The sequence below is a fragment of the Prochlorococcus marinus CUG1438 genome, from assembly GCA_017644325.1.
In the GTDB taxonomy this organism is placed as follows: Bacteria; Cyanobacteriota; Cyanobacteriia; order PCC-6307; family Cyanobiaceae; genus Prochlorococcus_A; species Prochlorococcus_A marinus_AA.
The window spans coordinates 1-24,078 of record JAEPLS010000001.1 but is presented as its reverse complement, the minus strand read 5'-3'; the positions used below and the strand labels follow the sequence as shown (position 1 = coordinate 24,078).

The window sequence follows — 24,078 nt, the reverse complement described above, 5'->3', positions numbered from 1 at the left end:
AATTTATTTTTTAATTGAGATTTTATAAATATCAGATATAAACTTCTTCCATAAATAAGCTGAATTTCCACTAGATAATTGAGATTCTTTATTGTCATCGAAACCTATCCATATACCTGTCGTAAGATTATCAAGTGAACCTATAAACCAAAGATCTTTATTAGAATCTGTTGTCCCAGTTTTTCCGTAAATTTTCTTTCCCTTTATAAAAGCTGCTCTAGAAGTGCCTTCTTTTACTGATTTTTCAAGAAGCTTTTTCATTTTTTTATTGACATTTAAATCTAGAATTTTTTTGGAAGTAAATTTGTTTTCCCAAATAGATTCATTATTAAATGATTCTATTTTTTCTAATATACTAGGGCTAAGAATCTTTCCATTATTATTTATTGCAGAATACGCATTAGTAATGCTTAAAAGACTATCTCCATAAGAGCCAATAGCTAATGATGGAAACTCCTCAAGTTTTTGACCGTATCCTAGACCGAATGAATTGGCTAGATTAATAATATTTTTTAAACCTATTTTTTTTGTTATTGATATTGGAACAATATTTGATGAATTCTTAAATGATTCAATTAAAGATATTGAACCCCTATATTCTTCTGAAAAATTTTTTGGGCAATAATTTTCCCAACATGTTGGTAAGTCATCAAATTTTGTTCTTAGTTTTGTCCCTTCAATTAACGCAGCAGCATAAGGAATTATTTTAAAAGTAGAACCTAAAGGTCTTACTGATGAAGTCACTCTATTATATTCATTTATTGATGGATTTTTACTAGTTATCATTGCCCTTATTAGTCCTGTGTTTGATTCGATTGATAACAAAGCAAATTCAATTTCTTTAGGCTCCACAAAACTTGAAATTTTTTGACCTTTTTCTTGCCAATCTTTATTTATAGAAGACTTAATTCTCAAAAACTTATAATCGTTTTTATTTCCAATTCTTTTATCTGTTTCATCAAGAATAAAATTTATCAGTAATTTATCATTTAAAAAATTATTAGGTGTTTGGTAATTTAAATTTATTTTTTCCTTGATAGCCTTATTCTTATTTTCAAGTGAAATATATCCATCAAGAAACATTGATTCCAGAATTTTATTTCTGTTTTTAACAGCTAATTCTATATTTTGATAAGGTGAATAAATTGATGGAGCTGGAGCTAATCCTGTAATTAATGCGATTTCAGATAAGGTCAACTCTTCAACAAATTTTCCAAAATATATTTGAGAAGCCTCGTTAACTCCGTATGCTCCTGATCCTAGGTAAATATTATTTAAATATAATTTAAGAATTTGATTTTTGTCATATTTAAATTCAATTAAGAGAGATATAAATAATTCTTTGATTTTTCTTTGGAAACTTAAATCATTATTTAAAAAAAGTAATCTGGCAACTTGTTGAGTTATTGTGCTTCCACCTTCCTTAACATAACCACTTTTGATATTTCGCAAAAAGGCTCTTGAAATACTTTTAAAATCTATTCCATTATGTTTATAAAATCTTTTATCTTCTGAAGATATAAAAGAATGTTTAAAAGATATTGGAACTTTTTGTTCACTATCATCTATTTCAAATTTGCGACTTAATTTACTAATTACTTTATTTTTAGAAGATAAAATTACATAAGAATATTTCCTGGTGGATAAAGCTTCATTTTTTGTTGGATCGAATTTTAGCGTAGTAATTATTAAATTAATAAAATAAAAAGATATTCCAGAGAAAATTAATATTGGAATTATTAAAAAAAAATATTTGCTTTTTATCCTTTGCACTTTAAACGACTAGAAAACTGTGTCCTATTGCTAAAGCAGTAACTAACATACCAGTGATAAGAAAAGGTTGGGCACTTGCTTGATATTTGACATCAAACTTCAGAGGATCTCTTAATAACCACATATCTTGAAAAGTGATTTGTGGAATTATCAATAAAACTAGAATTACAGAAGCTAAATGTTGACCAATAATTATTAATACTACAACCATTGCTAATTGAAAAATATCAATTAACCCAGCACTTATTCTACTAGCATTTTTAATTCCAAATATTACTGGTAATGAATTCAAGCCTAGTTTTGAGTCTCCTTCAACGCTTTTGAAATCGTTAATGACAGCAATACCAAGTCCAGAGAGACTATAAGCAAGTGTTAATAATGCAGTCAAAATGGTTAGTTTCCCAAATAAAGCTTGTCCTGCCCACCAAGGTAAAGCTATATAAGATGCTCCCAATGCATAATTACCAAGCCAACCATTTTGTTTTAATTTTAAAGGTGGAGCAGAATATATATAACTAACAAAAGATCCTCCTAATGCCAAAAGAAAGACTGAAGGGAAGTTATGCTTAGCATATAAATCTAATAGAAAAGCAACTATTAAGCCTGCAATAAGTAATACCCAGATTTGTATTTTTACATCTTTAATTGAAATCTTTCCAGAAGGAATCGGTCTATTTGGCTCATTGATTGCATCAATTTCTTTATCAAAGAAATCATTTATGGTTTGGGTATAACCAGCTAGAAGTGGTCCACTCATTAACATGCATGCTAATGAAGCGAAAAAATTACTAAATGTCCATTCAAAATTCCCACTGGCAGCCGCTCCACAAATAACTCCCCATATCAACGGGATCCATGTAATGGGTTTCATTAATTGTATACGGAGTTTCCATATACTTGATGTTTCAGAGGCACCCTTTATTCCTAAAAGTTGTTTTGGATCATTCACTTTACTCTTTAACCTTTCTCAATTTCTTCTGGGAAAAACCAGTTTTGCGCACCATTCTGAAATTTTGCGGTGATGCCAATACTTCTTCCGTCTGTCATTTTATAGCCTGTTATTACTGCTTTAGGATTAGAGGATATTTGATCAAATAATTTCACTGGTAATCTATCTTTTACTTTGTTAATGTTAATTTTGATTTTACTGCCGATTTTGGGTAATAATTTTGTTTCAGCCATAAGAGGTAAAATGGAATCTATTATGCAAGATTAACAGCATTTGGACAATTTTTACTAAAATGGTAGCGCTTCGTTTAATTCCTTGTTTAGATGTCGCCAATGGCAGAGTCGTCAAAGGTGTAAATTTTGTTAACTTGAGAGACTCAGGCGATCCTGTGGAATTGGCTTGTAGGTATTCTGATGAAGGAGCAGATGAATTAGTATTTTTAGATATTAGAGCAAGTATAGAGAATAGAAATACATTAGTTGACCTTGTCTCTAGGACAGCAAAGGCTGTAAAAATCCCTTTTACAGTAGGTGGAGGTATAGATTCAGTCTCATCTATTAATGATCTTTTAAGAGCAGGAGCAGATAAAGTTAGTTTGAATTCTTCTGCGGTTAGAAATCCTGATTTAATTTCTGTAAGTTCTAAAGAATTTGGTACTCAATGTATTGTGATAGCAATTGATGCTAGAAGAAAAGTTGATAAGGTTAATGAATGGGAAGTATATGTAAAAGGGGGGCGAGAAAATACTGGAATAGATGTTTTAAGTTGGGCAAAGAAAGTTCAGGAATTAGGCGCAGGTGAAATATTGCTAACTTCGATGGATGGCGATGGCACGCAGATGGGATATGATTTAAATCTGACTAAATCTGTTACCAATATTGTTAATATCCCAGTAATTGCATCTGGAGGAGCAGGCTGTCTTAGAGACATCTATGATGTTTTTACAGAAGGAAAGGCATCTGCAGCATTATTAGCATCGTTACTTCATGATAAAAAACTAACTCTACAAGAAATAAAAACTTTCCTCCAAGAAAAGAAACTTTTAATTAGACCTTATGAATGAAAATAAATTTATTCTAAAATATAGTTTTCTAAAATCTAAGAATGAAATTAACAAAAACTATTGAAGTCAAAAATATATTTAATAAAATTTCTTATAAATATGACTTCTTAAATAATCTATTAAGTTTTGGGTTGCATGCATTTTGGAAAAGGAAATTAGTTGATTTATTGGAACCTTTAAATGGTGAAGATTGGGCTGATTTATGCTGTGGAACTGGAGATTTAGCATTCTTAATTTCTGAAAGAGTAAGTCCAGGGGGCTCAATTACTGGGATTGACAGTGCCAAGGATATCCTTAATATTGCAAAGAAAAAAGCAGAGCAAAAAGAAAATAAATTTATTAAGTGGGAAATTAAAGATGTTTTAGAAATTAATGATTATTCAAAATTTTTTGATGGGATTTGCATGTCCTATGGACTAAGAAACTTGAATAATGTTGAAGAAGGAATTAAAAAAGTTTTCTATCTTTTGAAGGATGAAGGAAGGGCAGGTTTTCTGGATTTTAATCATTCAACAAAAAATTCTTTATCTAATATTTTTCAGAAATTATATTTGAGAATTATTGTAGTAAACATTTCGCGGATTTTTAATTTAAGTCCTGAGTATGCATATATTGAAAAAAGTATTAGAAATTTCCCAAAGAAAAATGAACTTATAAAAATTGCTAAGGATGTTGGATTTAAAAAAGCCGAATACAGAACTTTTTTCTGGGAGCAAATGGGAGTATTAATTTTAGCTAAATAAAAAATTTAGTGATTTATTTTTCTCCAACAAAAAGAACACTTTCCCCATCTTTTGATTTCCCCCTCAGGAGTTGGGGAATTACAGATAGTACAAAAGCTAATATTATCTGCATCAATTCTGCTTGGATGCTTAGCCCAAACTATCTTTGCATTAGTAATACTAATATTTTTATTTTTAAGTTCATAATTTTGTATTATTTTTATTTCATTCAAGGTTATTCCAAATTTCTCGATTCTCTCTTTTAATTTATGCTTGTTGTAGATTAAAGCTTGACGCCACTGAGGATGATTTACTGCAATAGTAAGTATTTTTTTTTCAATATTTAATGGTTTGCATTCTTGAAATAGTTCTAAACCTATTAAGTCCTTCCAGTTTTCGTTGATTTTAGAAAGTTTATCTAACTCCCCACATGATTTTTTGAAATTATCAAGACAAGTTTTTAATGTATGTGGATCTCTTCTTTTCATTATTGGCAAATACTTTTTGTCCAATTTGTAAAATTTACTCATTAAGACTAAAGTTAATCTAATCTTCTCAAAGATGCTCGTTGTTTAAATAAAGAATTTGTGAAAGTTAATGGATCTGCAGCTAAAACAGTTTTTTATTTGAAAAAAATTCAGAATCGACATCCAATCTGGAGACTTGAGTACAAATTAAAATGCAAAAGTACTGAAAATGAGCTAACCAATTGGCTTAGATATTCTGAAATAAAGAGAAATCAGCCAGTAGCAATAATAGCAAGAGAACAGTTCTCAAGTTTTGGCCAAAACTCAAAAACTTGGATTTCCCCCAAAGGAGGGATTTGGTTAAGTGCAGCTTACCCAATATTTTCAAAAGAATTTACTAGCCAAATATTTAATTTGTCTTTAGGAATTAAGATATGTGAAATGCTTAGAAAAGAAAATATAAATGTTTGTTTGAAATGGCCAAATGATATTTTCTTTGGTTCAAAAAAATTGATTGGATTTTTACCAAGGGTGATAACAAGAGGCAAGGAAATTACTTATGTAAGAATAGGACTTGGCATGAATCTTTTAAACTATACTCCCTTAGAAGGTATTTCATTATCAAAAGTACTTCAAACTAAGAATATTAATCAACATTATTGGACAGCAAAAGTTCTTAAAGCTTTTCATGATTCAGTTGAATGTAATAACAATAAAGAATATGTAATCAAATCGGCAAATAGGTTCCTTACTAAAAGATTTTTACCTAGTGGTTTTTGTCCTGATATATGGAAAATTAAAGATATCGATTCAAATGGTAGTTTAAGAATTGAAAATGAAACTAAACTGAAGGTTATTAGAAGGTTCTGAATTTAATTAACTTTTAATTCAACTATTTTTCCATCCTTAAATTTGGCTATTTTTTTTGCGCGATTTGCAACTTCATCTTCGTGAGTAACTAAAACTATCGTTATGCCAGATTCATGCAGTTTGTCAAAAAGATCTAGTACATCTTCAGTTGTTTTCGAATCTAGTGCTCCAGTTGGTTCGTCTGCCAATAATATTGCAGGATTGTTGATGATAGCCCTTGCAATAGCTACGCGTTGTTGTTGACCTCCTGATAATTGATTAGGTCGATTATTCATTCTTTCAGAAAGGCCAACTTTTTTTAAGGCATTCTTACCTCTCTCTAATCTTTGCTCTTTCTCAATACCAGCATAAATCATTGGTAAAATTACATTCTCAAGTGCTGTTGCATCTGAAAGAAGATGAAATTGTTGAAAAACGAAGCCTAATTTTTGGTTACGTATTTCCGCTAGCTCATCATCAGACAACTTCTCAACAGGGATACCATTTAATTTGTAAACGCCTTCCGATGGTCTATCAAGACATCCAATAATATTCATTGCTGTGCTTTTACCTGAGCCACTCGCTCCCATTACAGCTAAATAGTCACCTTTATAAATTTCTAAGTTAATGCTGTCTAAGGCTTTAACAGTTAGATCATCTTTCCCGTATGTTTTGGATATTTTCTCTAGACTTGCGACTTTCTTAGACATCTAATGAAAAATTCTTTTAAGAAATATTGTTTGTTATTGCAATAATATCTTGTAAAAATGGAGTTTCTGAAACTGCTGTGTTCGCTAATTTAAAAAGAGGGTTAGAGAGGATTCCTCCTAGGGCTGTAACTGCCACGCAAGTATAAAGTGCAATTCTCAAGGGGGGCAAACCCACAACGCCCCAATTAATTTCAGGATATGATTTGACTATTTCAGAAGCTTCCCGTGGTTCTTTAACTACCATCATTTTTATAACTGAAATGTAGTAATAAATAGAGATAACTGAAGTTACTAGTCCAACAATTACTAAAAGATATTGGTGATTAGCCCAACCAGCAAAGAATAAGTATATTTTTCCGAAAAATCCCAACATTGGAGGTAAACCTCCAAGAGAAAGAAGACAAAGGCTTAATCCTAGTGTAATGAGAGGATCTTTTTGGTAAAGTCCAGAATAATCAAGAATTCTGTCAGAACCTGTTCTTAGAGAAAAAAGTATTACACACGAAAAAGCACCTAAATTCATAAACAAATATGCAGCTAAATATAAAACAGCCGCCGATAATCCATCTTGAGTCCCAGAGACTATTCCAATCATTACAAATCCAGCTTGTCCAATAGAGCTGTAAGCTAACATCCTTTTCATTGAGGTTTGAGCAAGGGCTACAATATTTCCAAGGGCCATGCTCAATATGGCCAATATGGTAAATAAGAGTTTCCACTCTTCATCAAAAGAAGAGAAAGTAGTGCTTAATATTCTTATTGCGAACGCAAATCCTGCTGTTTTTGATCCAACAGATAAAAATGCCACTACAGGTGTAGGGGATCCCTCATACACATCAGGAGTCCATTGATGGAACGGAACTGCTGCAATTTTAAAAGCAACAGTTGATAAGACAAATACTAGAGCAAGCGAAGTAATGAATGAGGGTTTATTGATAATCTCTGCACCAATTATTGATAAGTTTGTTGAACCACTTAATCCATAAAGAAAAGAGGAGCCATACAAATACACCGCTGCAGCGGCTGACCCAACAAGCAAATATTTTAAGGCTGCTTCTGAACTTCGCGGATCTCTCTTTAGGTAACCAGAGAGTAAATAGCTCGCCACTGATAAAGTTTCAAGAGATATGAATACACTAATAAGGTCAGTAGATCCACACAAAAGCATTGCTCCAAGCGTGGCCGAGAGAACTATCGCCGCGAATTCTCCAATAGGGCTACCACTTTTTTCCGTATAACGCCAACTTATAAGTAAAGAAATTAAAGTTGATAAAGATATTATTGCTCTAAATGCGATTGCTAAATTGTCTGAATCAAAGGATCCAAGAAATGCACTTTCTACTGGATTACTCCATTGCAAGGCCAAACTTAAAAGAGAGCTCCCAATTGACAAATAGCAAATTATTGGTGCCCATTTTGAGGCAGTTTTTTCTCCTGCTAAATCTACAAGAAGTGTCCCAACAATACCTAGTAAAATAAAAGCCTCTGGAATAATGGCTTGAGCATTTAAGTTAATTGTAAAGATTTCGTTGGGCACTTTATTAAATTGGATTAAATTAGATGTTTGATTGTAAGGGTCTAAGAGTTAATCTTAACTTGATTATAATTTGTGGGTATGATTTTTGAAATTTTCAGAAGAAATACTTGAAAAAGCTTCAATTAATCATAATATGCCCTCACTGAATAAAAACACCAATTTTTGAAATAAACCTTGGATCACACACTCGTTATTGTTGAAAGTCCCACAAAAGCAAAAACTATAAGAAAGTATTTGCCTTCTAATTATGAAGTTCTTGCTTCTATGGGTCACGTAAGAGATCTTCCAAAAGGAGCTGCCGAAATTCCTGCTGCAGTTAAAAAGGAAAAATGGTCAAGGATAGGGGTTAATACGACGGAAGATTTTGAACCACTCTACATAGTTCCGAAAGATAAAAAAAAGGTTGTTAAAGAGCTGAAAGATGCATTAAAAAATGCGACCCAACTATTACTAGCAACTGATGAAGATAGAGAGGGGGAGAGTATTAGCTGGCATCTTCTGCAATTACTTAAGCCTAAAATACCAACTAAGAGAATGGTTTTTCATGAAATTACAAAAAAAGCAATCAACAAAGCTTTAGATCAAACAAGAGAAATTGATATGGAACTTGTTCAAGCTCAAGAAACAAGAAGAATCTTAGACAGGCTTTTTGGATATGAATTATCTCCATTACTTTGGAAGAAGGTAGCCCCCCGATTATCTGCTGGTCGTGTTCAATCAGTTTCTGTGAGGCTTCTTGTTAGAAGAGAGAGGGAAAGAAGATCGTTTAAAAAAGCTAGTTACTGGGGGATTAAAGCTTCCCTAGTTAAGGATAATATGACTTTCGAAACTAAATTATTTAGCTTGAATGGTCAAAGAATTTCTAATGGTTCAGATTTTGATGAACAGACCGGCAAACTAAAACAAGGAAATAAATCTTTAATAATTGGAGAAGAAAAAGTAAATGATTTATTGAATACTTTTTCTTCTGAAGATTGGTTAGTCTCAAAAATCGAAAAAAAACCATCTACTCGTAAGCCAGTTCCTCCATTTACAACTAGTACATTGCAGCAAGAAGCAAACAGAAAGCTTCGTTTGTCTGCAAGAGAAACTATGAGATGTGCGCAAGGTCTTTATGAGAGGGGCTTCATAACATATATGAGAACTGATTCAGTTCATCTTTCGGAACAAGCCACAAGAGCTGCTAGAGAATGCGTCAGTTCTATGTATGGAAAAGAATATTTATCCAACTCACCAAGACAATTTGATTCAACTGCAAGGAATGCTCAAGAAGCACACGAAGCTATTAGACCAGCAGGCGAGGTATTTAAAACTCCAAAGGAAACTAACCTAACTGGTAGAGACTTATCTCTTTACGATTTAATTTGGAAAAGAACTGTAGCAAGTCAAATGGCGGAAGCTAGGTTAACGATGATTAATGCTGAAATCAGTGTGGGAGATGGATTATTTAAATCTAGTGGGAAAAGTATTGATTTCCCTGGATTTTTTAGGGCCTATGTCGAGGGAAGTGATGAGCCAAGTTCATCTCTTGAACAACAAGAAATTATTCTCCCAAACTTAACAACTGGAATATGTCTTGAAGTCCTTAATAAGGAATCTACTTTTCATGAGACCAAGCCACCTGCAAGATATACAGAGGCTGCATTAGTTAAAGTTCTTGAAAAAGAAGGGATTGGAAGACCTTCTACCTATGCGAGCATTATTGGGACAATTGTTGATAGAGGTTATGCGAATATATCGTCCAATACTTTGGCTCCAACGTTTACAGCGTTTGCTGTTACCTCTCTATTAGAAGAACATTTTCCTGATCTAGTTGATACTACTTTTACTGCAAAAATGGAATCTTCATTGGATGAAATATCTTCAGGTAATCTTGAGTGGCTTCCATATCTCGAGACTTTCTACAAAGGTAAAAATGGTCTGGAGGTTAAGGTTCAGAAAACAGAGGGTGATATTGATGGTAAAGCTTATAGACAAGTTGATTTCGAAGACCTTCCTTGCGTAGTCAGAATAGGCTCTAACGGACCTTGGCTAGAGGGCACAAAAATTGATGAATCTGGCAATGAAATTCAGGCGAAAGGTAATCTTCCAATGGATATAACTCCTGGAGACTTAGACATAAAGAAAGTTGATCAAATTTTAAGTGGACCATCAGAGCTTGGAACTGATCCAAAAACTGGAGAGCAAGTCTTTTTAAGATTTGGTCCTTACGGCCCTTATGTACAATTGGGAAATAATGATCAAGATAAAGCCAAACCAAGAAGAGCTTCATTACCTAAAGAGTTGAAAACTGATGATCTAACTCTAGATGAAGCTCTAACACTTTTAAGTCTGCCTAGATTGTTAGGAGTTCATCCTGAAGGGGGTCTTGTTGAGGCGGATAGAGGAAGATTTGGCCCTTACATTAAATGGATTAAAAATGAAAATGAATCTGAAAACAGATCTTTGAAGAAAGAGGATGACGTTTTTAAAGTTGATATAAAACGAGCATTAGAAATTCTTGCGATGCCAAAAATGGGTAGAGGTGGTCAAGAGGTCCTTAAAGATTTTGGAAAACCGAAAGAATTTAAAGAGAAAATTCAAGTATTAAATGGAAGATATGGGGTCTATTTAAAATGTGGTAAAACTAATGTTTCCATTGCCAAAGATACTGACTTAGAGAAATTCACCATTGATGATGCTGTATCTCTTCTAGAAGAAAAACTAAAAGATAAAAAAGGATCTATTTCAAAAAAAACAAAAATAAGTGTTAAAAAAACTAAAAGTAAAAAGAAAAGTTAGGAAAAATATGATTTTAAAAAAAAAAGAATTTTTTTTATTAATTTTTTTAATTTTATTGCAATCATGCTCTGGGGGTAGGATTGGTAATTTTCTCGAAAGTAGTTTTTATGATTTAGAAAAAACAAGCCAAGATGAAAATTTAGAAAATAATCTAGAAAATAAAAAAGATATAAATTTAGAAAAAGAAAGCAAAGAAATTAATGTTATAAAAAATAAAAGAATAAAAAAAGTAGAAAACAAAAAAAATGTTCTAGAAAATAAAAAAGATATAAATTTAGAAAAAGAAAGCAAAGAAATTAATGTTATAAAAAATAAAAGAATAAAAAAAGTAGAAAACAAAAAAAATGTTTTAGAAAATAAAAAAGATATAAATTCTGAAAAAATAAAAATGCAAAGAAATAAAAAAATTAAGAATTCTTCAAAAAAAAAGAAAATTGAGCTTCAATCTTACAAAATAATATTTATCTTGAAAGATGTAGATCCTAAAGATCCAACTAAAGAGTTAAGTACCATATTAAGCAATTCTGAGGTAAATTTTGAAATAGAAAAGATTGAACGAATTTTAAATTCAGAAAATAAAAGTATGAATAAAAATTAATTAAAAATATTAAATAAAAAAATGAAAATAACAACTAAAAATGAAGCATTAAATATTGTCGAGACATCATATTTAGCATCTCTTTCGTCTTTATTATGGGTAGCACTATATTATCTGCCAGTTGGAGGGGCTTTATTGAGGTTGATTTTACCCCTTCCAATTATCCTATTGCAGATGAGAAGAGGAACTAAAACTGCATTGGAAGGAATCCTAATACAATTTCTACTTTTATTCATAATTATGGGTCCTGTTAGAGGAACTTTATTTTTATTTCCTTATGGGATTTTGGCTTTCTGGCTGGGCTGGTGTTGGTTTAAAGAAAAGAGTTGGAAACTAAGTTTTACCATTGGAGTCATTATTGGAACCCTCGGCTTCTTTCTACGAGTAATAGCATTATCAATTCTAGTTGGGGATAATCTTTGGGTCTTAATTACTAGAGCAAGTTATGGTCTAATTGAAAAGTTCATTGGATTATTAAATTTACCTTTTTCTCCATCAATTTTAAGTATTCAATTTGGTGCAATTTTATTAATAATTTTTCAAGAAATAGTTTATGTTTTAACGGTACATGTAGTTGCCTATTCTCTTTTCCCAAGATTTAAATTAACTATCCCAGATCCTCCAAGATTAATAAATGTCTTAGTAGATTTTAATAATTGAAAAAAAATAAGGATGAGTATTACAGAATTACAGATAAATTTTTTTGGAAGTAAATCCAATAAAAAAAAGAGAATTAATGCGATAAATATACTCAAAAAGAATATAAATAATTTAAAAATATTTCTAGTAATTGCGGGCACTAATACATCCCAAATTCCAGGAATTTCTGCAGCAGGTATTAATCCAAAGTCAAGGAGATTAACTGCACTAGCTGATGCCGAATTTTTGCTTAAGGGTGCTTCAAAAGATCATAAGTATAAATTGCCTCTACTTAATGCAGGAGTAACTCCAGCCCTAATAAGTCATGTTTGTTCAAAGCTTATAAATGTTTATCCAATAATTGTTCCTTTAGGAATAGGGGTAAAACCTTACTTTAATCATTTAGAAGTAGAAGATAGTGATTTGGGGCCATCAAATTGTCTTACTACTGGTAAATCGATGTCAAAAGAGAGGGTTATAAATCTTTATCAAAGAGGTCTTGCGATAGGGAAATCCTCAGAACAACCTATCTTAATTTCTGAATCTGTTCCTGGAGGAACCACAACTGCTCAGGCTGTAATGGAAGCTTTTGGGTTGCGGGTGTCTAATTTAGTAGGGAGTAGTTTATTTAAAGCTCCAAGAGATCTCAGAAGAAAAGTAGTTCAAAAAGGACTTTTAAATGCAAATCTTAATGCTGATTTTGACTCTTTTGATGTTGTCGCTGCAGTTGGTGATCCTTTCCAAGCTTTCTCAATGGGTTTATTAACTGGGGCTAGGTTGGCGAACCAAACTGTTATATTGTCTGGTGGAAGTCAAATGATAGCTATCATTTTGCTTGTATTAGAATTCTTAGATCCAAAGAATAAAGATGATTTTATTGAGGATGTTTTTGTTGCAACAACTGGCTGGCTTATGAAAGATAACTCTCTAAATGATTTATTGAATTTAATAAATGCGAAATATGATGTCAATTTATTAGGTTTAGCAAGCCCTTTAAATTTTAAATCGTCAATCTTCAAAGAATTAAAGGATTATGAAGTGGGTCATGTTAAAGAAGGAGTAGGTGCTGGTGGAATATCATTACTTGCTTTCTTAAATGGATTCAAAAATGACGCAATAGTTTCATTGTGTCAACAAAATCTGGAAATGATGAAGGGACTAGGTCAAATTTCTTTATAGAAGGATTACTGAATGGTTTCAAAATTTGCGACGAGACGAGAATTTTTAAATTGCGGAAAACTTTCGCTACTATTTCTCTTGAGCTCTTGCAGTAATCTTCAAAAAAAAGTAAAGATAGCACTACAAAGTTCTTTTTATCCACAATCTTTTAAAGAATCGATTCCAAAAGATTGGAAGCAGGAAAAAATTAATTTTGAAAGTATCCAGCCACAAAAAAATAGGAACACAATTTTAAATTCTGATTTTACATTAATAAATGATGGCTGGATTAGTAATATAAATTTTGCTGAATTCGAAAAAATCAATCAATTCCCTTTGACCGAAAATTTAGATAAGAGATCGATAGATTTTTTAGAAAGTTTTAATGAAAATCAAAGGAGTAAATTATTTCCTATTGGAGTTGTACCTTACACAATTATTATTAAAAATAATAAAGAATTAGTAAATTTAGCTAGAACTTCTTGGGATTTCCTCCTTTCTAAAAAATTAACGGGAAAAGTTATTTTTCCACAAAGTCCTAGAATATTATTGTCAATTGCTAAAAAAATTAATTCATCGAATTCTTTAAAAAAACTCAAAAGCCAAGCAATGTTATTTGATGATAAAAATATACTCAATTGGTTGATTAATTCTGATGCTTGTGTAGCAATAGTTCCTTATAGTCTCTGTTCAAAATATTTAAAAATAGATCCAAGGCTTTCTTTAGTTTTCCCGAGCCAAGGCGTACCTTTGATGTGGCATTTTCTTCTTAGTCGATCAAATCTAAATAATGCAATATTAATGAAATGGATTAAATCTTTAGAAAATAAATCAATAGTAGATAAATTAGTAAGCCAGGGTTGGTATCTTCCATTCAATAGTGATTATTTGCAAAGTAAATATAAAACTGAAATGCTTCCCACCTCAGGACCTTCTGAGAAATGTTGGGAAAATAGTTGGTCTTTCCCTGTCTTAACAAATAAACAAAAAATTAATCTTAAAAATATCTGGAATGAGTCCTTATCCCCATAATCTTTTTGTAGGATTTTCAATTAATAAGTTATGAGTTTCCTTTAATAAATTTGGTATATCTAATTTACTAGGACATCTAGGAACACATTCATTGCATTCTTTACAATATGAGGAATTTTTTTCTTCCCACCAGTGGCCAGCTTTTCCTATTAAATTGTATCTTTCTTTTGCAAATTCTAATTGCCCATAACCAAGAGATATATTTCTTAAACGAAGTATTTCTGGAATAGGCACTTCATTTGGACATGGAAGACAAGATCTACATTGTTCACATTTGGTTGAGTTTAATCTTTTATTAGAAACTTCCTCAATTTTATTAAGGGCGCTTTTTTCAAGTTTTGTAAGCTTCTCTAAGGAGTTTCTAAGTTTATGCGCAAATTCAAAATCTTTTTTGTTTGTCGCACCCAACGACAAAGTTGTAATGCCTTTAGCCAGCAGAAATCGATAAGCTAATTCTAATGGATGAAAAGGCTTAGAGGCCTCTATCAAAATATCGCTTGGAGAATACAATCTACCGCCTTTATCTGCAGGTGATATTGCTAAAACGCCCATACCTTTTTTTATAGCTTCCTCTGCTAAAGCAATCTTAGATTGATCTAAATAATGTAAATGAAGACTACAAAAAGTAAAAACTTCACAGTTAATTGCATCTTTAATTAGTGAATAACTTCCGTGAGAACTAAAACCGACTTGATCAACTAGTTCCTTCTCAAGTATCCAAGAAATGAATTTCTTACCCTCTCCAGAAAGAACCCAATCTAGATGTTGTTTTAAGTTGAGTCCGTGAATTGCAAGATTATTAATTCTCTCGCGATTTAAATTTTTAAGAGATTTTTTGAAATTATTTTTTAAAAAGTCAAAATCACCCTTTGGTAAAACTTTGGAAGTAATCACCCAATTATTTTCTTTTATATTCTCTTCTATTGCTAATTTTTTTATTGAATTTCCAATAAGTGATTCAGCATCACCATAAGAGGGAGCTGTTTCTATGTGGTTAATTCCTACATAATATGCACTTTTTATTATGCTATACATTTTTTCGAGACTTTCAGTTGCTCGCATTGTCCCCAAAGTGAATAAGCTCACTTTCGCCCCTCTACCAAATGATCTTTTTTGTGAATTAATAATCATCTAAATATGATCAATTTCTTTTTATTTACTCTTTAATTTATTTATAGTTGAAAATGATTTAAAGTAAATTAAAGTAAATACAAAATTTTGCAAAAATATTTTTTTTAAACTATGTTTACAGGAATAATTCAATCAGTTGGAAAACTAAGACAAGAAAAAAATATTTTAGAAATTGAAATTCTAGATAATTTATTTGATATGGCAATTGGTGACAGCATTGCTGTTGATGGAATTTGCTTGACAGTTAAAGAGATTTTTCAAAATAAATTTACTGTTGATGTTAGTGAGGAGACATTAAAAAAAACAACTTTAGGAGTAAAGTCGAACCTAAATCAGATTGTTAATTTGGAGCCTGCTCTTAGAGTCTCTGACCGTCTAGGAGGGCATATAGTCAGTGGACATGTTGATGGCCTTGGAACAGTTGAGAATATAGAAAAATTAGAGAAATCCTGGCTTTTATCTATAAAGTGGGAAAATAGCATTTTTTCGAAATATGTAGTTAACAAAGGTAGTATTTGTGTAAATGGTATAAGTCTTACAATTGCAAAATATGAACAGGAAGGGGAAATATTTACTATTGCGATAATTCCTCATACTTGGCATAACACAAATCTGAATAAATTGAATCTCGGCGACAGCGTAAACCTTGAAGCAGATGCACTAATTAAATATGTAGAGAAATTACTTTTATTTAATAAAAATAGTAATCAAGATTTGTCTTCAAATAATATTTCTTCGGAATGGCTTAAAGAAAACGGTTGGTAAAATATATTTTTAATTTAATGGAATTAAATAAATTGTTTTTGAATCTTTTTTAAGATCAATTTTAAATTCCTGACCAGGTTCTAGACCTAATTTTTTGGTGTAGGCATGACCAATTAATAGGTTCCCATTGCCATGAACTTTAGTTTTGAATTCTGTCTGTCTGCCTCTTGAAGCTCTATTAGCGTTTTTCCCCTGACGACCATTTCCTATTTTGTAACCCTTAGCTTCGATAAGCGCTTTATAAAAACTTTTTCTTAAGATTCTTCCGCTAGGACCTACGTACCCACAACCTTTTGCTATCTCATCTTCTGATTTTTTACTTAATAATTTTGCTTTTTCAAGAAGTTCTTTTCCTTCAAGCATTATCTGATAAATTTCTAACTATATATTCTTACTAAAAAGGAGAACTGTGGCAATATAAATTAATAAAAGATATATTTATTTTTTTTAAATTAAGTTTTTATAAAAGATACAAAATAATAAATAAAATAACCCATATTCCATCTACAAAATGCCAGTACAACTCAACAGCTTCCAATGGGAACATATTTTGACTAGTTAATCTTCCACCATTGATTCTCGATTGCCAAGCAATAATTAAAATCATTAAAGTGCCCAAAGTGACATGTAATCCATGAAAACCAGTAAGAGCATAAAAAGTACTTGCAAATAAATTATCGGTTAATCCAAAGGGTAAATGAAAATATTCAAATAATTGACATATTAAAAATATAATTCCAAGAAAAGCAGTAAAAAACAACCATTTTTGGGAATCAGAGTTTTTATCTTTTAAAAGTGCTTTACCTGCTTTATGGAAAGTTGCACTACTAACAAGTAATAAAATTGTATTGAGTGTAGGTATTGGAAGTTCTAATTCATAAATAGCACCATCAGGTAATGGATTTACTGCTTTATAAGTTAGATAAGCAGCAAAGAATCCTGCAAAAGTCATTCCGTCCGCAATTAGGAATGTTATAAGACCAAACATTCTGAAGTCTGCATGTGTTTCATTGACTTCAGAATTATTTTTTTGAATTTCTTTTGAGCTATCTAGAGTTGTCATATGTTTTTATTTTTGTTCAGAAATTTCTTTACCATAACCATAAGGTTCTTCAACTAATGGTGCTTCTCCTTCCCAATTTTCAACTGGAGGTGGAGAAGATGTTAACCATTCAGGTGTAAGAGCATTCCAAGGGTTATCTCCAGCATCTTTTCCATTTCTAAAACTAAGGAAAACATTAATTAAAAAAGGAATTGTGCTTATAGCCATTAAAAGAGCCCCAAGGCTACTAATTTGATTAACGAACTGGAATTGAGGATCATATTCTGCAACTCTTCTTGGCATTCCATTTAAACCAAGCCAATGTTGAGGAGCAAAGCACAAGTTAAATCCAATAAAGGTAATGATAAAATGTAAAATCCCTAATTTTTCATTGAGCATTTTCCCAGTTACTTTTGGGAACCAATGATAAATTGAAGAGAAAATAATAAAAACAGTCCCTCCATAAACTATGTAATGAAAATGGGCTACAACGAAATAGGTATCATGTACGTGAATATCGAAAGGTACCTGTGCCAAAGCAACTCCTGTGATACCTCCAAAAACAAAATTTATAATAAATCCGCAAGAGAATAACATTGCACTATTGATGGAAATTTTACCTCCCCATAATGTTGCAACCCAATTGAAAAATTTTATACCAGTTGGAACAGCAATGAATGCCGTGGCAATAGTAAAGAACAATCTCATCCAAGGGGGCGTTCCACTCGTAAACATGTGATGAGCCCAAACAACTAAACCTAAAACTACTATCCCCATTATTGAAAAAACCATTGTTGTATATCCAAAAAGTGGTTTTCTAGCATGTACAGGAAGTATTTCACTAACTAAACCAAAGGCAGGAAGGACCATAATGTATACAGCTGGATGAGAATAAAACCAAAATAAATGCTGATAAACTACGACATTGCCACCCAAGACAGGATTGAAAAACCCTGTATTAGCAATAATGTCGAAGCTAAGTAGAATTAAAGTGCCAGCTAATACAGGAGTTGACAAAACAACTAATAGACTTGTTCCAAGCATTGCCCAACAATACATTGGCAATTGCATAAGTTTTAATCCTGGCCTTCTTAATTTGATAATGGTCGCTATAAAGTTGATTCCACCAAATATAGAACTGCCTCCAAGTAATAGAACACTCAGAATCCAAATAATTTGTCCCGATTGAGGAGTAGTTATGCTCAAAGGTGGATAAGCAGTCCATCCAGCTTGAGCAGCACCATCAACAAAATAGCTAGCTACCAGCATCAAACCTGAAGGAGGAATTAACCAAAAAGCTACTGCATTTAATCTTGGGAATGCCATATCTCTCGCACCTACATAAAATGGAATTAAATAATTTCCAAAAGCACCGTTAACTACAGGAACTATCCAAAGGAATATCATTATTGTTCCGTGTAAAGTTAAAACTTGGTTATAAACATCCCTTGGCATAAAATCAGACATTGGGCTGGCCAGTTCAATTCTTATAGCGCTCGCTAAAGTTCCTCCTATTAAATAGAAGAGAAAACCGCAAACCAAGTATTGAATCCCAATTACTTTATGATCAAGGCTAAAACTAAAGTATCTAAGCCAGCCTTTGGGTTGAAGACTTTCATTATTAGTTTTTTGTGGATCAATTGATATTGTCATAAATTTACCTCGGGTTTTTTATTTTTGTTAAACCATTCGTTGTAATCAGATTCTTCTTCAACAACTATCGAGGCTCTCATTCCTCCATGATATGGGCCACATAATTCTGCACAAATTATCGGATATTTTCCTACTTTTGTAGGAGTGAAATTTAGGATAGTTGGTTGTCCAGGAATAATATCCTGCTTAATTCTGAACTCTGGTACCCAAAAAGCATGAATTACATCTTTGGATTCCATTTTCATTGATACTTTTTGATCAACAGGAACGTGTAGTTCTCCTGATATGAAATTGCCCTTGGGATAATTGAATAGAAATGCAAATTGCATAGCCGAAACTTCAATTGATAAATTATTTATAGCTATTTCATTATCAGAAGTTTGACTTATTCCAGCCCATATTTTTTCAGTATTAGAACTCATCATTTCATGGTTATGATTTAGTTCTTTCATCCCTCCCATTCGATCGTAGATGTTGTAGCTATATAGACCTATTAATAAAACAATTATTGAAGGGATAATTGTCCACACAATTTCTAAGCTTAAATTTCCCTCTAAAGCTATACCATCGCCTATCTGATCATTTCTTTTCCTAAATTTAAATAAGCTATAAATAACTGCTATTGTCATTCCTATAAAAATAATTAATCCAATAATGAAAAGAATTTTAAAAAGTTCATCGTAAATTGGTGCATTAATACTTGCTTCCGCTGGGAGCAAATTTACATTAAAACCAATCCAAAAAGATATAGCAAAAACGAGAGAAATAATTAGTATTAAATAAATGTTTTTATTTAACAATTGATTCCTTAAAATTTGTATTTATATCCTCAAGATATTCAATTTTTTTAATCCTGCATCCTTTGTTAAAAGAAAAACATTTAAATTCACAACTTCTTAAGATTTATGAAATAAAAGGCGTATTATTAATAACTTTTTAGAGTTAATTGTCAGGGAAAAAAGATTAAATTAGTCAATTATTTTTTAAATTAAAGATATTAATTTTTAATTAATGTTTGGTTTTTGAATCTAATTTATTATGCAAAATAATAGGTTTTATCCATTTGATTAATAACCAATTATATAAATCAAAATATCTGACAATTTTTAAAAGGTTGGGAAGTCATAGTGTACTCGCACTCATCGCACTAATCGTAATTGGAGGTGCTACCAGAGTAATGGAGGCGGGACTTGCCTGCCCAGACTGGCCATTGTGTTATGGATCTTTTTTGCCTTTTAATCATATGAACTTAAGAGTATTTCTAGAGTGGTTTCATCGTCTAGATGCTTTTCTGGTTGGTATATTAATTCTTTTTAAATTTACCCTTTCAATAATATGGAAAAATGAAATTCCAAATTGGTTACCTAAAACTTATTCATTATTACTTTTTCTCGTTATTGTCCAAGGATCTTTTGGAGCTTTAACAGTAATAAACCTGCTTGATTCATATACTGTCACTGGCCATCTTTTAATAGCTTTTCTACTTCTCATCACAACAATTTCAATAAATCAAAATTTAGAAAATGACGACATAGAAGAGCCATTAATTTGGTGGAGATTATTATTGTTTGTTCCTCTTTTACTTACCCTGATTCAATCTTTTATTGGTGTAAGGCTTTCATCTACTTGGTCAGCACATATTTGCTTATCTTTTAATAAACAATGTCTAATTCTAAATACTCATAAATTATTTGCTTTTCCAATTGCTTTTTCAATTCTATTAATTATTGCTACTGCAATTTATAAGAGAAATTTACTTAATGAAAATTGGAAATATCTCTCAGCACTTATTTTTCTCTTGTTTTTCCAAATTGCTTTGGGTGTTTTAAGTCTTAAAACAAACTTAAATGAACCTATTTTTATTATCGGTCATCAACTTAATGCCTCTTTATTTATTGCGATATTAACAACATTAATTTTTAGAAATCCTTTTACCAAAAAAGGTCTAAACCACTCCCTAAATTCTCAAATGGTTGGTGTCAATTCATGAACAGTAGTAACTTAGAAAACTTGAAATATAAATCTTCAATTAGGGATGAAGTTGTACCTTCAAGAAAAAGATTAACTTTGCCACCTTGGCTTGAAGTAGCAAAACCTAGATTAATCCCACTTTTACTGGCAACAACTTTAGGAGGAATGGCTTTAACAGAGGAATGGCCTTTGTCTTCACCGAAGCTTATCTGCACTTTAGGAGGCGGCGCTTTGGCAGCAGCAGCAGCAGGAGCTCTTAATTGCTTGTGGGAAATGGAATTAGATAAAAGGATGACAAGAACTAGCAAAAGAGCCTTGCCAGCAGGAAAATTGTCATCTGAGACTGTATTTTTAGCCGCCGTATCATGTACTTTGGCAGCTTCGATGCTTTTAGTAAGTGGTGTAAATTATTTGGCTGCTGGATTAACTCTTCTAGGTCTATTTAGCTATGTAATTTTATATACAGTTATTTTGAAACCTCGTACAACCAAAAATATTGTTTTCGGAGGAGTTGCTGGCGCGATACCACCTTTAGTTGGTGCATCTGCTGCCACAGGGCATGTAGGCCTAAGTGGTTGGTGGTTGTTTGGTTTAGTAATGTTATGGACTCCAGCTCATTTTTGGGCACTTGCAATTTTATTGAAGGACGATTACGCATCTGTTGGTATTCCTATGCTTCCTTCTGTTAAGGGATCTGTTTTTACTGCTAAAGCGATTTCTCGTTACGGATGGGCAACAGTTTTGATGAGTATTATGGGAATCTTCGCTTTACCTGAAGGGGGTCTCTTATACGGAATTATGTTATTGCCATTTAATGGAAGACTTTTGCAATTAATAAATGAATTAAAGAAATCTCCTGATGATCTTTCAAGAGCAAAGTCTCTTTTTAGGTGGTCTATTCTCTATATGTTTGGTATTTGTCTTTTGTTATTAATTTCCAGAACCCAACTATCCGTAGAATTTGAGCAGCAATCTATGCAAATATTTTTATCTATAGTATCCCTGCTTAGTAATTAAATTAGATGTAAAATGTTTTATAAGAAATAGTAAGTTTGATGAATTATATAAAAGTTAAAGGGCTCTCAAAATCTTATTCAGAAATCAAGGCTTTAAAAAATTTATCAATGGAAATTGAAGCTGGAACATTATTCGGAATACTAGGTCCAAATGGTGCTGGCAAATCAACACTTATAAAAATACTCGCTACTTTAATAGAGCCTGATAGTGGAGAAGTTTTAATAAATAATATTAATCTGATAAAAAATTCAAGGAAAATTAGAGAATTAATTGGTTATGTTGCCCAGGACATTGCACTTGATAAAATATTAACTGGAAGAGAGCTTTTGGATTTTCAAGCAGATCTATATCACATCAACAAAAACAAAAAATTTGAAAGAATAAATAAATTAATAGATCAATTAGAAATGAATGATTGGATTGATCGTAAGTGCGGAAATTATTCAGGGGGAATGAAAAGAAGAATAGATCTTGCAGCTGGATTATTACATTTACCCCAAGTATTAATATTGGATGAACCTACAGTTGGTTTAGATATTGAAAGTAGAAATATCATATGGCAACTTTTGAAAGATTTGAGAAATAATGGAATGACTATTATTTTGAGCAGTCACTATCTTGATGAAATAGATAAATTGGCAGATAAATTAGTGATAATTGATGATGGAAGAGTTATAGCACAAGGGGCTCCTACGGAACTGAAAAATAAATTAGGAGGAGATAGAGTAACTTTGAAAGTAAGAGAATTTAGTAATCAGGAAGAAGCAAAAAATATATGCCAAATTTTATCTTCAATAGATGGAATTAGTCAGATTATCATAAATGAAGCTCAAGGTTTCTCGATAAATTTTGTAGCAGATAAGGAAAAAGATTTACTTACGAAGCTCAAAGTGGAATTGGCCTTTTCAAAGTTTGAAATTTTTTCTCTTACCCAAAGTCAGCCCAGCTTAGATGATGTATATCTTCAGGCAACGGGGAAAACATTATTGGATGCCGAAATTTCTATGGCAGGGAAAAGAGACCTTAAAAAAGAATCAAAGCAATCAATGCGATAAAAAAAATTTTGGTTAACTAACTATAATGAGAATTAATTACTGCTAATTATGGAATTACAAAAATATAATTTATTTTTTTTATATCAAGAAACATTTGCCTTAACAAAGAGATTATTTATTCAATTAAAAAGAAGACCATCAACTCTTTTAGCTGGAATCTTACAACCTATAATTTGGCTTTTTTTATTTGGGGCATTATTCTCTAAAGCTCCTGAAGGTTTTTTACCAGGAGTTGATTCTTATGGGAATTTTTTAGGAGCAGGGCTTATTGTTTTTACTGCTTTTAGCGGAGCCCTAAATTCTGGTCTTCCTTTAATGTTTGATAGAGAGTTTGGATTCCTTAATAGATTACTTGTGGCTCCTTTAACCAGTAGATTATCTATAGTTTTATCTTCTTTTTTTTACATAACAATCCTGAGCTTTGTTCAGAGTATTGTCATAATGGTTGTTTCATACACTTTGGGATATGGATGGCCCAACTTATATGGTTTAGGAATTGTGTTTACAACACTAATTCTATTAGTTCTTTTTGTGACATCAATAAGTTTATGTTTAGCGTTTGTTTTGCCCGGACATATTGAATTAATCGCTCTTATATTTGTGATAAATTTACCTCTTCTTTTTGCAAGCACCGCCTTAGCTCCAATCTCTTTCATGCCAAATTGGCTTGGATGGTTAGCTTCATTAAATCCATTAACTTTTGCGATTGAACCTATTAGGACTGCTTATACACAAACTATGAATTTAGAATTAGTGGCTTTACATGCCCCATATGGTGATTTAACTTGTAAGAGTTGTATATCAATTTTATTTTCTTTAACAGTTTTTTCCTTGATTATCATAAGGCCTCTGTTAAATAGAAAGTTAAATTAATAAATTTATGCTCTTAAAAAATCATCTAATAGAAGTTTTTAAAAAAGCCTCCTCAGAAAATAATATTTTGCTTAAAGAAAATATTGTTCTTAAGTGGGTGCATAGATTTGGTATTGATTCTTTAAATGATTTATTAATCCATAGCCCAGCACAAAGGGAAAATCATGAAGAAGAAAATCAAGAACAAATAACTTTAATTGATGAAAATCATGAAGAAGAAAATCAAGAACAAATAACTTTAATTGATGAAAGTCATGAAGAAGAAAATCAAGAACAAATAACTTTAATTGATG

At 31.6% G+C, this 24,078-nt stretch carries 24 protein-coding genes and 1 pseudogene; 14 read left to right on the top strand and 11 right to left on the bottom strand.

What is annotated here, in order from left to right:
* Positions 1-3: 3 nt before the first annotated feature.
* The 3 genes from JJ847_00125 to JJ847_00115 are packed head-to-tail and all read right to left on the bottom strand — an operon-like array spanning position 4 to position 2,955.
* Positions 4-1,773: a transglycosylase domain-containing protein gene (locus JJ847_00125; protein MBO6959297.1), complete on the bottom strand. Its 1,770-nt coding sequence runs from the start codon at positions 1,771-1,773 to the stop codon at positions 4-6.
* A 1-nt stretch (position 1,774) separates the two neighbouring features.
* Positions 1,775-2,722, bottom strand: coding sequence for a chlorophyll synthase ChlG (gene chlG, locus JJ847_00120; GenBank protein ID MBO6959296.1), 948 nt, complete (start codon positions 2,720-2,722; stop codon positions 1,775-1,777).
* Positions 2,723-2,730: 8 nt separating this feature from the next.
* The gene (locus JJ847_00115; protein ID MBO6959295.1) at positions 2,731-2,955 is read right to left on the bottom strand and encodes a DUF2862 domain-containing protein; all 225 of its coding nucleotides are present in this window, start codon (positions 2,953-2,955) and stop codon (positions 2,731-2,733) included.
* Between the two features lie 59 nt (positions 2,956-3,014).
* Here JJ847_00115 and hisF point away from each other — a divergent pair, with 59 nt between their 5' ends.
* Positions 3,015-3,785: an imidazole glycerol phosphate synthase subunit HisF gene (hisF, locus tag JJ847_00110; GenBank protein MBO6959294.1), complete on the top strand. Its 771-nt coding sequence runs from the start codon at positions 3,015-3,017 to the stop codon at positions 3,783-3,785.
* 41 nt (positions 3,786-3,826) lie between these two features.
* On the top strand, positions 3,827-4,528 hold the full coding sequence (ubiE, locus tag JJ847_00105; GenBank protein MBO6959293.1) for a bifunctional demethylmenaquinone methyltransferase/2-methoxy-6-polyprenyl-1,4-benzoquinol methylase UbiE: 702 nt from the start codon (positions 3,827-3,829) through the stop codon (positions 4,526-4,528).
* Between the two features lie 5 nt (positions 4,529-4,533).
* Here ubiE and JJ847_00100 read toward each other — a convergent pair whose 3' ends face one another.
* Positions 4,534-4,995, bottom strand: coding sequence for a DUF721 domain-containing protein (locus tag JJ847_00100; GenBank protein MBO6959292.1), 462 nt, complete (start codon positions 4,993-4,995; stop codon positions 4,534-4,536).
* Positions 4,996-5,094: 99 nt separating this feature from the next.
* Between JJ847_00100 and JJ847_00095 the strand changes: the two genes are divergently transcribed.
* Entirely contained in the window at positions 5,095-5,844 is a 750-nt protein-coding gene (locus JJ847_00095; GenBank protein MBO6959291.1) for a biotin--[acetyl-CoA-carboxylase] ligase, read from the top strand.
* Between the two features lie 2 nt (positions 5,845-5,846).
* On the opposite strand, the gene JJ847_00090 is transcribed toward JJ847_00095, so the two are convergent.
* The gene (locus JJ847_00090) at positions 5,847-6,533 is read right to left on the bottom strand and encodes an ABC transporter ATP-binding protein (protein ID MBO6959290.1); all 687 of its coding nucleotides are present in this window, start codon (positions 6,531-6,533) and stop codon (positions 5,847-5,849) included.
* A 16-nt stretch (positions 6,534-6,549) separates the two neighbouring features.
* Positions 6,550-8,070, bottom strand: a complete 1,521-nt coding sequence (locus JJ847_00085; protein MBO6959289.1) for an NAD(P)H-quinone oxidoreductase subunit N — start codon at positions 8,068-8,070, stop codon at positions 6,550-6,552.
* Positions 8,071-8,244: 174 nt separating this feature from the next.
* Between JJ847_00085 and topA the strand changes: the two genes are divergently transcribed.
* From topA to JJ847_00060, 5 genes are read left to right on the top strand one after another with little or no spacing between them, the layout of a single operon-like run.
* Positions 8,245-10,851 carry a type I DNA topoisomerase gene (topA, locus tag JJ847_00080; GenBank protein ID MBO6959288.1) on the top strand — a complete coding sequence of 869 codons (2,607 nt, stop codon included), beginning with the start codon at positions 8,245-8,247 and terminating at the stop codon, positions 10,849-10,851.
* 7 nt (positions 10,852-10,858) lie between these two features.
* Positions 10,859-11,449 (top strand): hypothetical protein, encoded by a 591-nt coding sequence (locus tag JJ847_00075; protein MBO6959287.1) that lies wholly within the window; start codon positions 10,859-10,861, stop codon positions 11,447-11,449.
* A gap of 21 nt (positions 11,450-11,470) precedes the next feature.
* Positions 11,471-12,109 carry a DUF2232 domain-containing protein gene (locus JJ847_00070; GenBank protein MBO6959286.1) on the top strand — a complete coding sequence of 213 codons (639 nt, stop codon included), beginning with the start codon at positions 11,471-11,473 and terminating at the stop codon, positions 12,107-12,109.
* Between the two features lie 12 nt (positions 12,110-12,121).
* A complete protein-coding gene (locus tag JJ847_00065; GenBank protein MBO6959285.1) occupies positions 12,122-13,267 on the top strand; it encodes a TIGR00303 family protein in 1,146 nt (381 codons plus the stop codon).
* 12 nt (positions 13,268-13,279) lie between these two features.
* Positions 13,280-14,278, top strand: coding sequence for a hypothetical protein (locus tag JJ847_00060; GenBank protein MBO6959284.1), 999 nt, complete (start codon positions 13,280-13,282; stop codon positions 14,276-14,278).
* Here the strand turns inward: JJ847_00060 and JJ847_00055 are convergent.
* Positions 14,267-15,409, bottom strand: coding sequence for an aldo/keto reductase (locus JJ847_00055; protein MBO6959283.1), 1,143 nt, complete (start codon positions 15,407-15,409; stop codon positions 14,267-14,269). The genes JJ847_00060 and JJ847_00055 overlap by 12 nt on opposite strands.
* A 111-nt stretch (positions 15,410-15,520) precedes the next feature.
* On the opposite strand from JJ847_00055, the gene JJ847_00050 reads away from it, so the two are divergent.
* A complete protein-coding gene (locus JJ847_00050; protein MBO6959282.1) occupies positions 15,521-16,174 on the top strand; it encodes a riboflavin synthase in 654 nt (217 codons plus the stop codon).
* 9 nt (positions 16,175-16,183) lie between these two features.
* Here JJ847_00050 and JJ847_00045 read toward each other — a convergent pair whose 3' ends face one another.
* The 4 genes from JJ847_00045 to coxB form a co-directional block, all read right to left on the bottom strand.
* Entirely contained in the window at positions 16,184-16,537 is a 354-nt protein-coding gene (locus JJ847_00045; protein MBO6959281.1) for a transcriptional regulator, read from the bottom strand.
* Positions 16,538-16,634: 97 nt separating this feature from the next.
* Positions 16,635-17,237: a heme-copper oxidase subunit III gene (locus JJ847_00040; protein ID MBO6959280.1), complete on the bottom strand. Its 603-nt coding sequence runs from the start codon at positions 17,235-17,237 to the stop codon at positions 16,635-16,637.
* Between the two features lie 6 nt (positions 17,238-17,243).
* Complete coding sequence (gene ctaD, locus JJ847_00035; protein MBO6959279.1) at positions 17,244-18,869, bottom strand: cytochrome c oxidase subunit I; 1,626 nt, start codon at positions 18,867-18,869, stop codon at positions 17,244-17,246.
* Positions 18,866-19,669 (bottom strand): cytochrome c oxidase subunit II, encoded by an 804-nt coding sequence (coxB, locus tag JJ847_00030; protein ID MBO6959278.1) that lies wholly within the window; start codon positions 19,667-19,669, stop codon positions 18,866-18,868. The genes ctaD and coxB overlap by 4 nt, the downstream gene beginning before the upstream one ends.
* A gap of 263 nt (positions 19,670-19,932) precedes the next feature.
* On the opposite strand from coxB, the gene JJ847_00025 reads away from it, so the two are divergent.
* The 5 genes and pseudogenes from JJ847_00025 to JJ847_00005 all read left to right on the top strand — a co-directional run bounded on the left by JJ847_00025 (position 19,933) and on the right by JJ847_00005 (position 23,975).
* Positions 19,933-20,859 carry a heme A synthase gene (locus tag JJ847_00025; protein MBO6959277.1) on the top strand — a complete coding sequence of 309 codons (927 nt, stop codon included), beginning with the start codon at positions 19,933-19,935 and terminating at the stop codon, positions 20,857-20,859.
* Complete coding sequence (locus tag JJ847_00020; protein MBO6959276.1) at positions 20,856-21,857, top strand: protoheme IX farnesyltransferase; 1,002 nt, start codon at positions 20,856-20,858, stop codon at positions 21,855-21,857. Before JJ847_00025 ends, JJ847_00020 begins: the two co-directional genes overlap by 4 nt.
* A 38-nt stretch (positions 21,858-21,895) precedes the next feature.
* Positions 21,896-22,912, top strand: coding sequence for an ABC transporter ATP-binding protein (locus tag JJ847_00015; GenBank protein MBO6959275.1), 1,017 nt, complete (start codon positions 21,896-21,898; stop codon positions 22,910-22,912).
* A 48-nt stretch (positions 22,913-22,960) separates the two neighbouring features.
* Positions 22,961-23,785 (top strand): ABC transporter permease, encoded by an 825-nt coding sequence (locus tag JJ847_00010; GenBank protein ID MBO6959274.1) that lies wholly within the window; start codon positions 22,961-22,963, stop codon positions 23,783-23,785.
* Positions 23,786-23,792: 7 nt separating this feature from the next.
* Positions 23,793-23,975, top strand: a pseudogene (locus tag JJ847_00005) (hypothetical protein).
* The last annotated feature ends 103 nt before the right edge of the window (positions 23,976-24,078 follow it).

What these genes read in the sequence shown, in the direction of transcription:
- JJ847_00115 (MBO6959295.1), bottom strand. Translation starts at nt 2,955, where the DNA reads ATGGCTGAAACAAAATTATTACCCAAAATCGGCAGTAAAATCAAAATT.
- hisF (MBO6959294.1), top strand. Translation starts at nt 3,015, where the DNA reads ATGGTAGCGCTTCGTTTAATTCCTTGTTTAGATGTCGCCAATGGCAGA.
- ubiE (MBO6959293.1), top strand. Translation starts at nt 3,827, where the DNA reads ATGAAATTAACAAAAACTATTGAAGTCAAAAATATATTTAATAAAATT.
- JJ847_00100 (MBO6959292.1), bottom strand. Translation starts at nt 4,995, where the DNA reads ATGAAAAGAAGAGATCCACATACATTAAAAACTTGTCTTGATAATTTC.
- JJ847_00090 (MBO6959290.1), bottom strand. Translation starts at nt 6,533, where the DNA reads ATGTCTAAGAAAGTCGCAAGTCTAGAGAAAATATCCAAAACATACGGG.
- JJ847_00075 (MBO6959287.1), top strand. Translation starts at nt 10,859, where the DNA reads ATGATTTTAAAAAAAAAAGAATTTTTTTTATTAATTTTTTTAATTTTA.
- JJ847_00070 (MBO6959286.1), top strand. Translation starts at nt 11,471, where the DNA reads ATGAAAATAACAACTAAAAATGAAGCATTAAATATTGTCGAGACATCA.
- JJ847_00065 (MBO6959285.1), top strand. Translation starts at nt 12,122, where the DNA reads ATGAGTATTACAGAATTACAGATAAATTTTTTTGGAAGTAAATCCAAT.
- JJ847_00060 (MBO6959284.1), top strand. Translation starts at nt 13,280, where the DNA reads ATGGTTTCAAAATTTGCGACGAGACGAGAATTTTTAAATTGCGGAAAA.
- JJ847_00055 (MBO6959283.1), bottom strand. Translation starts at nt 15,409, where the DNA reads ATGATTATTAATTCACAAAAAAGATCATTTGGTAGAGGGGCGAAAGTG.
- JJ847_00050 (MBO6959282.1), top strand. Translation starts at nt 15,521, where the DNA reads ATGTTTACAGGAATAATTCAATCAGTTGGAAAACTAAGACAAGAAAAA.
- JJ847_00045 (MBO6959281.1), bottom strand. Translation starts at nt 16,537, where the DNA reads ATGCTTGAAGGAAAAGAACTTCTTGAAAAAGCAAAATTATTAAGTAAA.
- JJ847_00040 (MBO6959280.1), bottom strand. Translation starts at nt 17,237, where the DNA reads ATGACAACTCTAGATAGCTCAAAAGAAATTCAAAAAAATAATTCTGAA.
- ctaD (MBO6959279.1), bottom strand. Translation starts at nt 18,869, where the DNA reads ATGACAATATCAATTGATCCACAAAAAACTAATAATGAAAGTCTTCAA.
- JJ847_00020 (MBO6959276.1), top strand. Translation starts at nt 20,856, where the DNA reads ATGAACAGTAGTAACTTAGAAAACTTGAAATATAAATCTTCAATTAGG.
- JJ847_00015 (MBO6959275.1), top strand. Translation starts at nt 21,896, where the DNA reads ATGAATTATATAAAAGTTAAAGGGCTCTCAAAATCTTATTCAGAAATC.
- JJ847_00010 (MBO6959274.1), top strand. Translation starts at nt 22,961, where the DNA reads ATGGAATTACAAAAATATAATTTATTTTTTTTATATCAAGAAACATTT.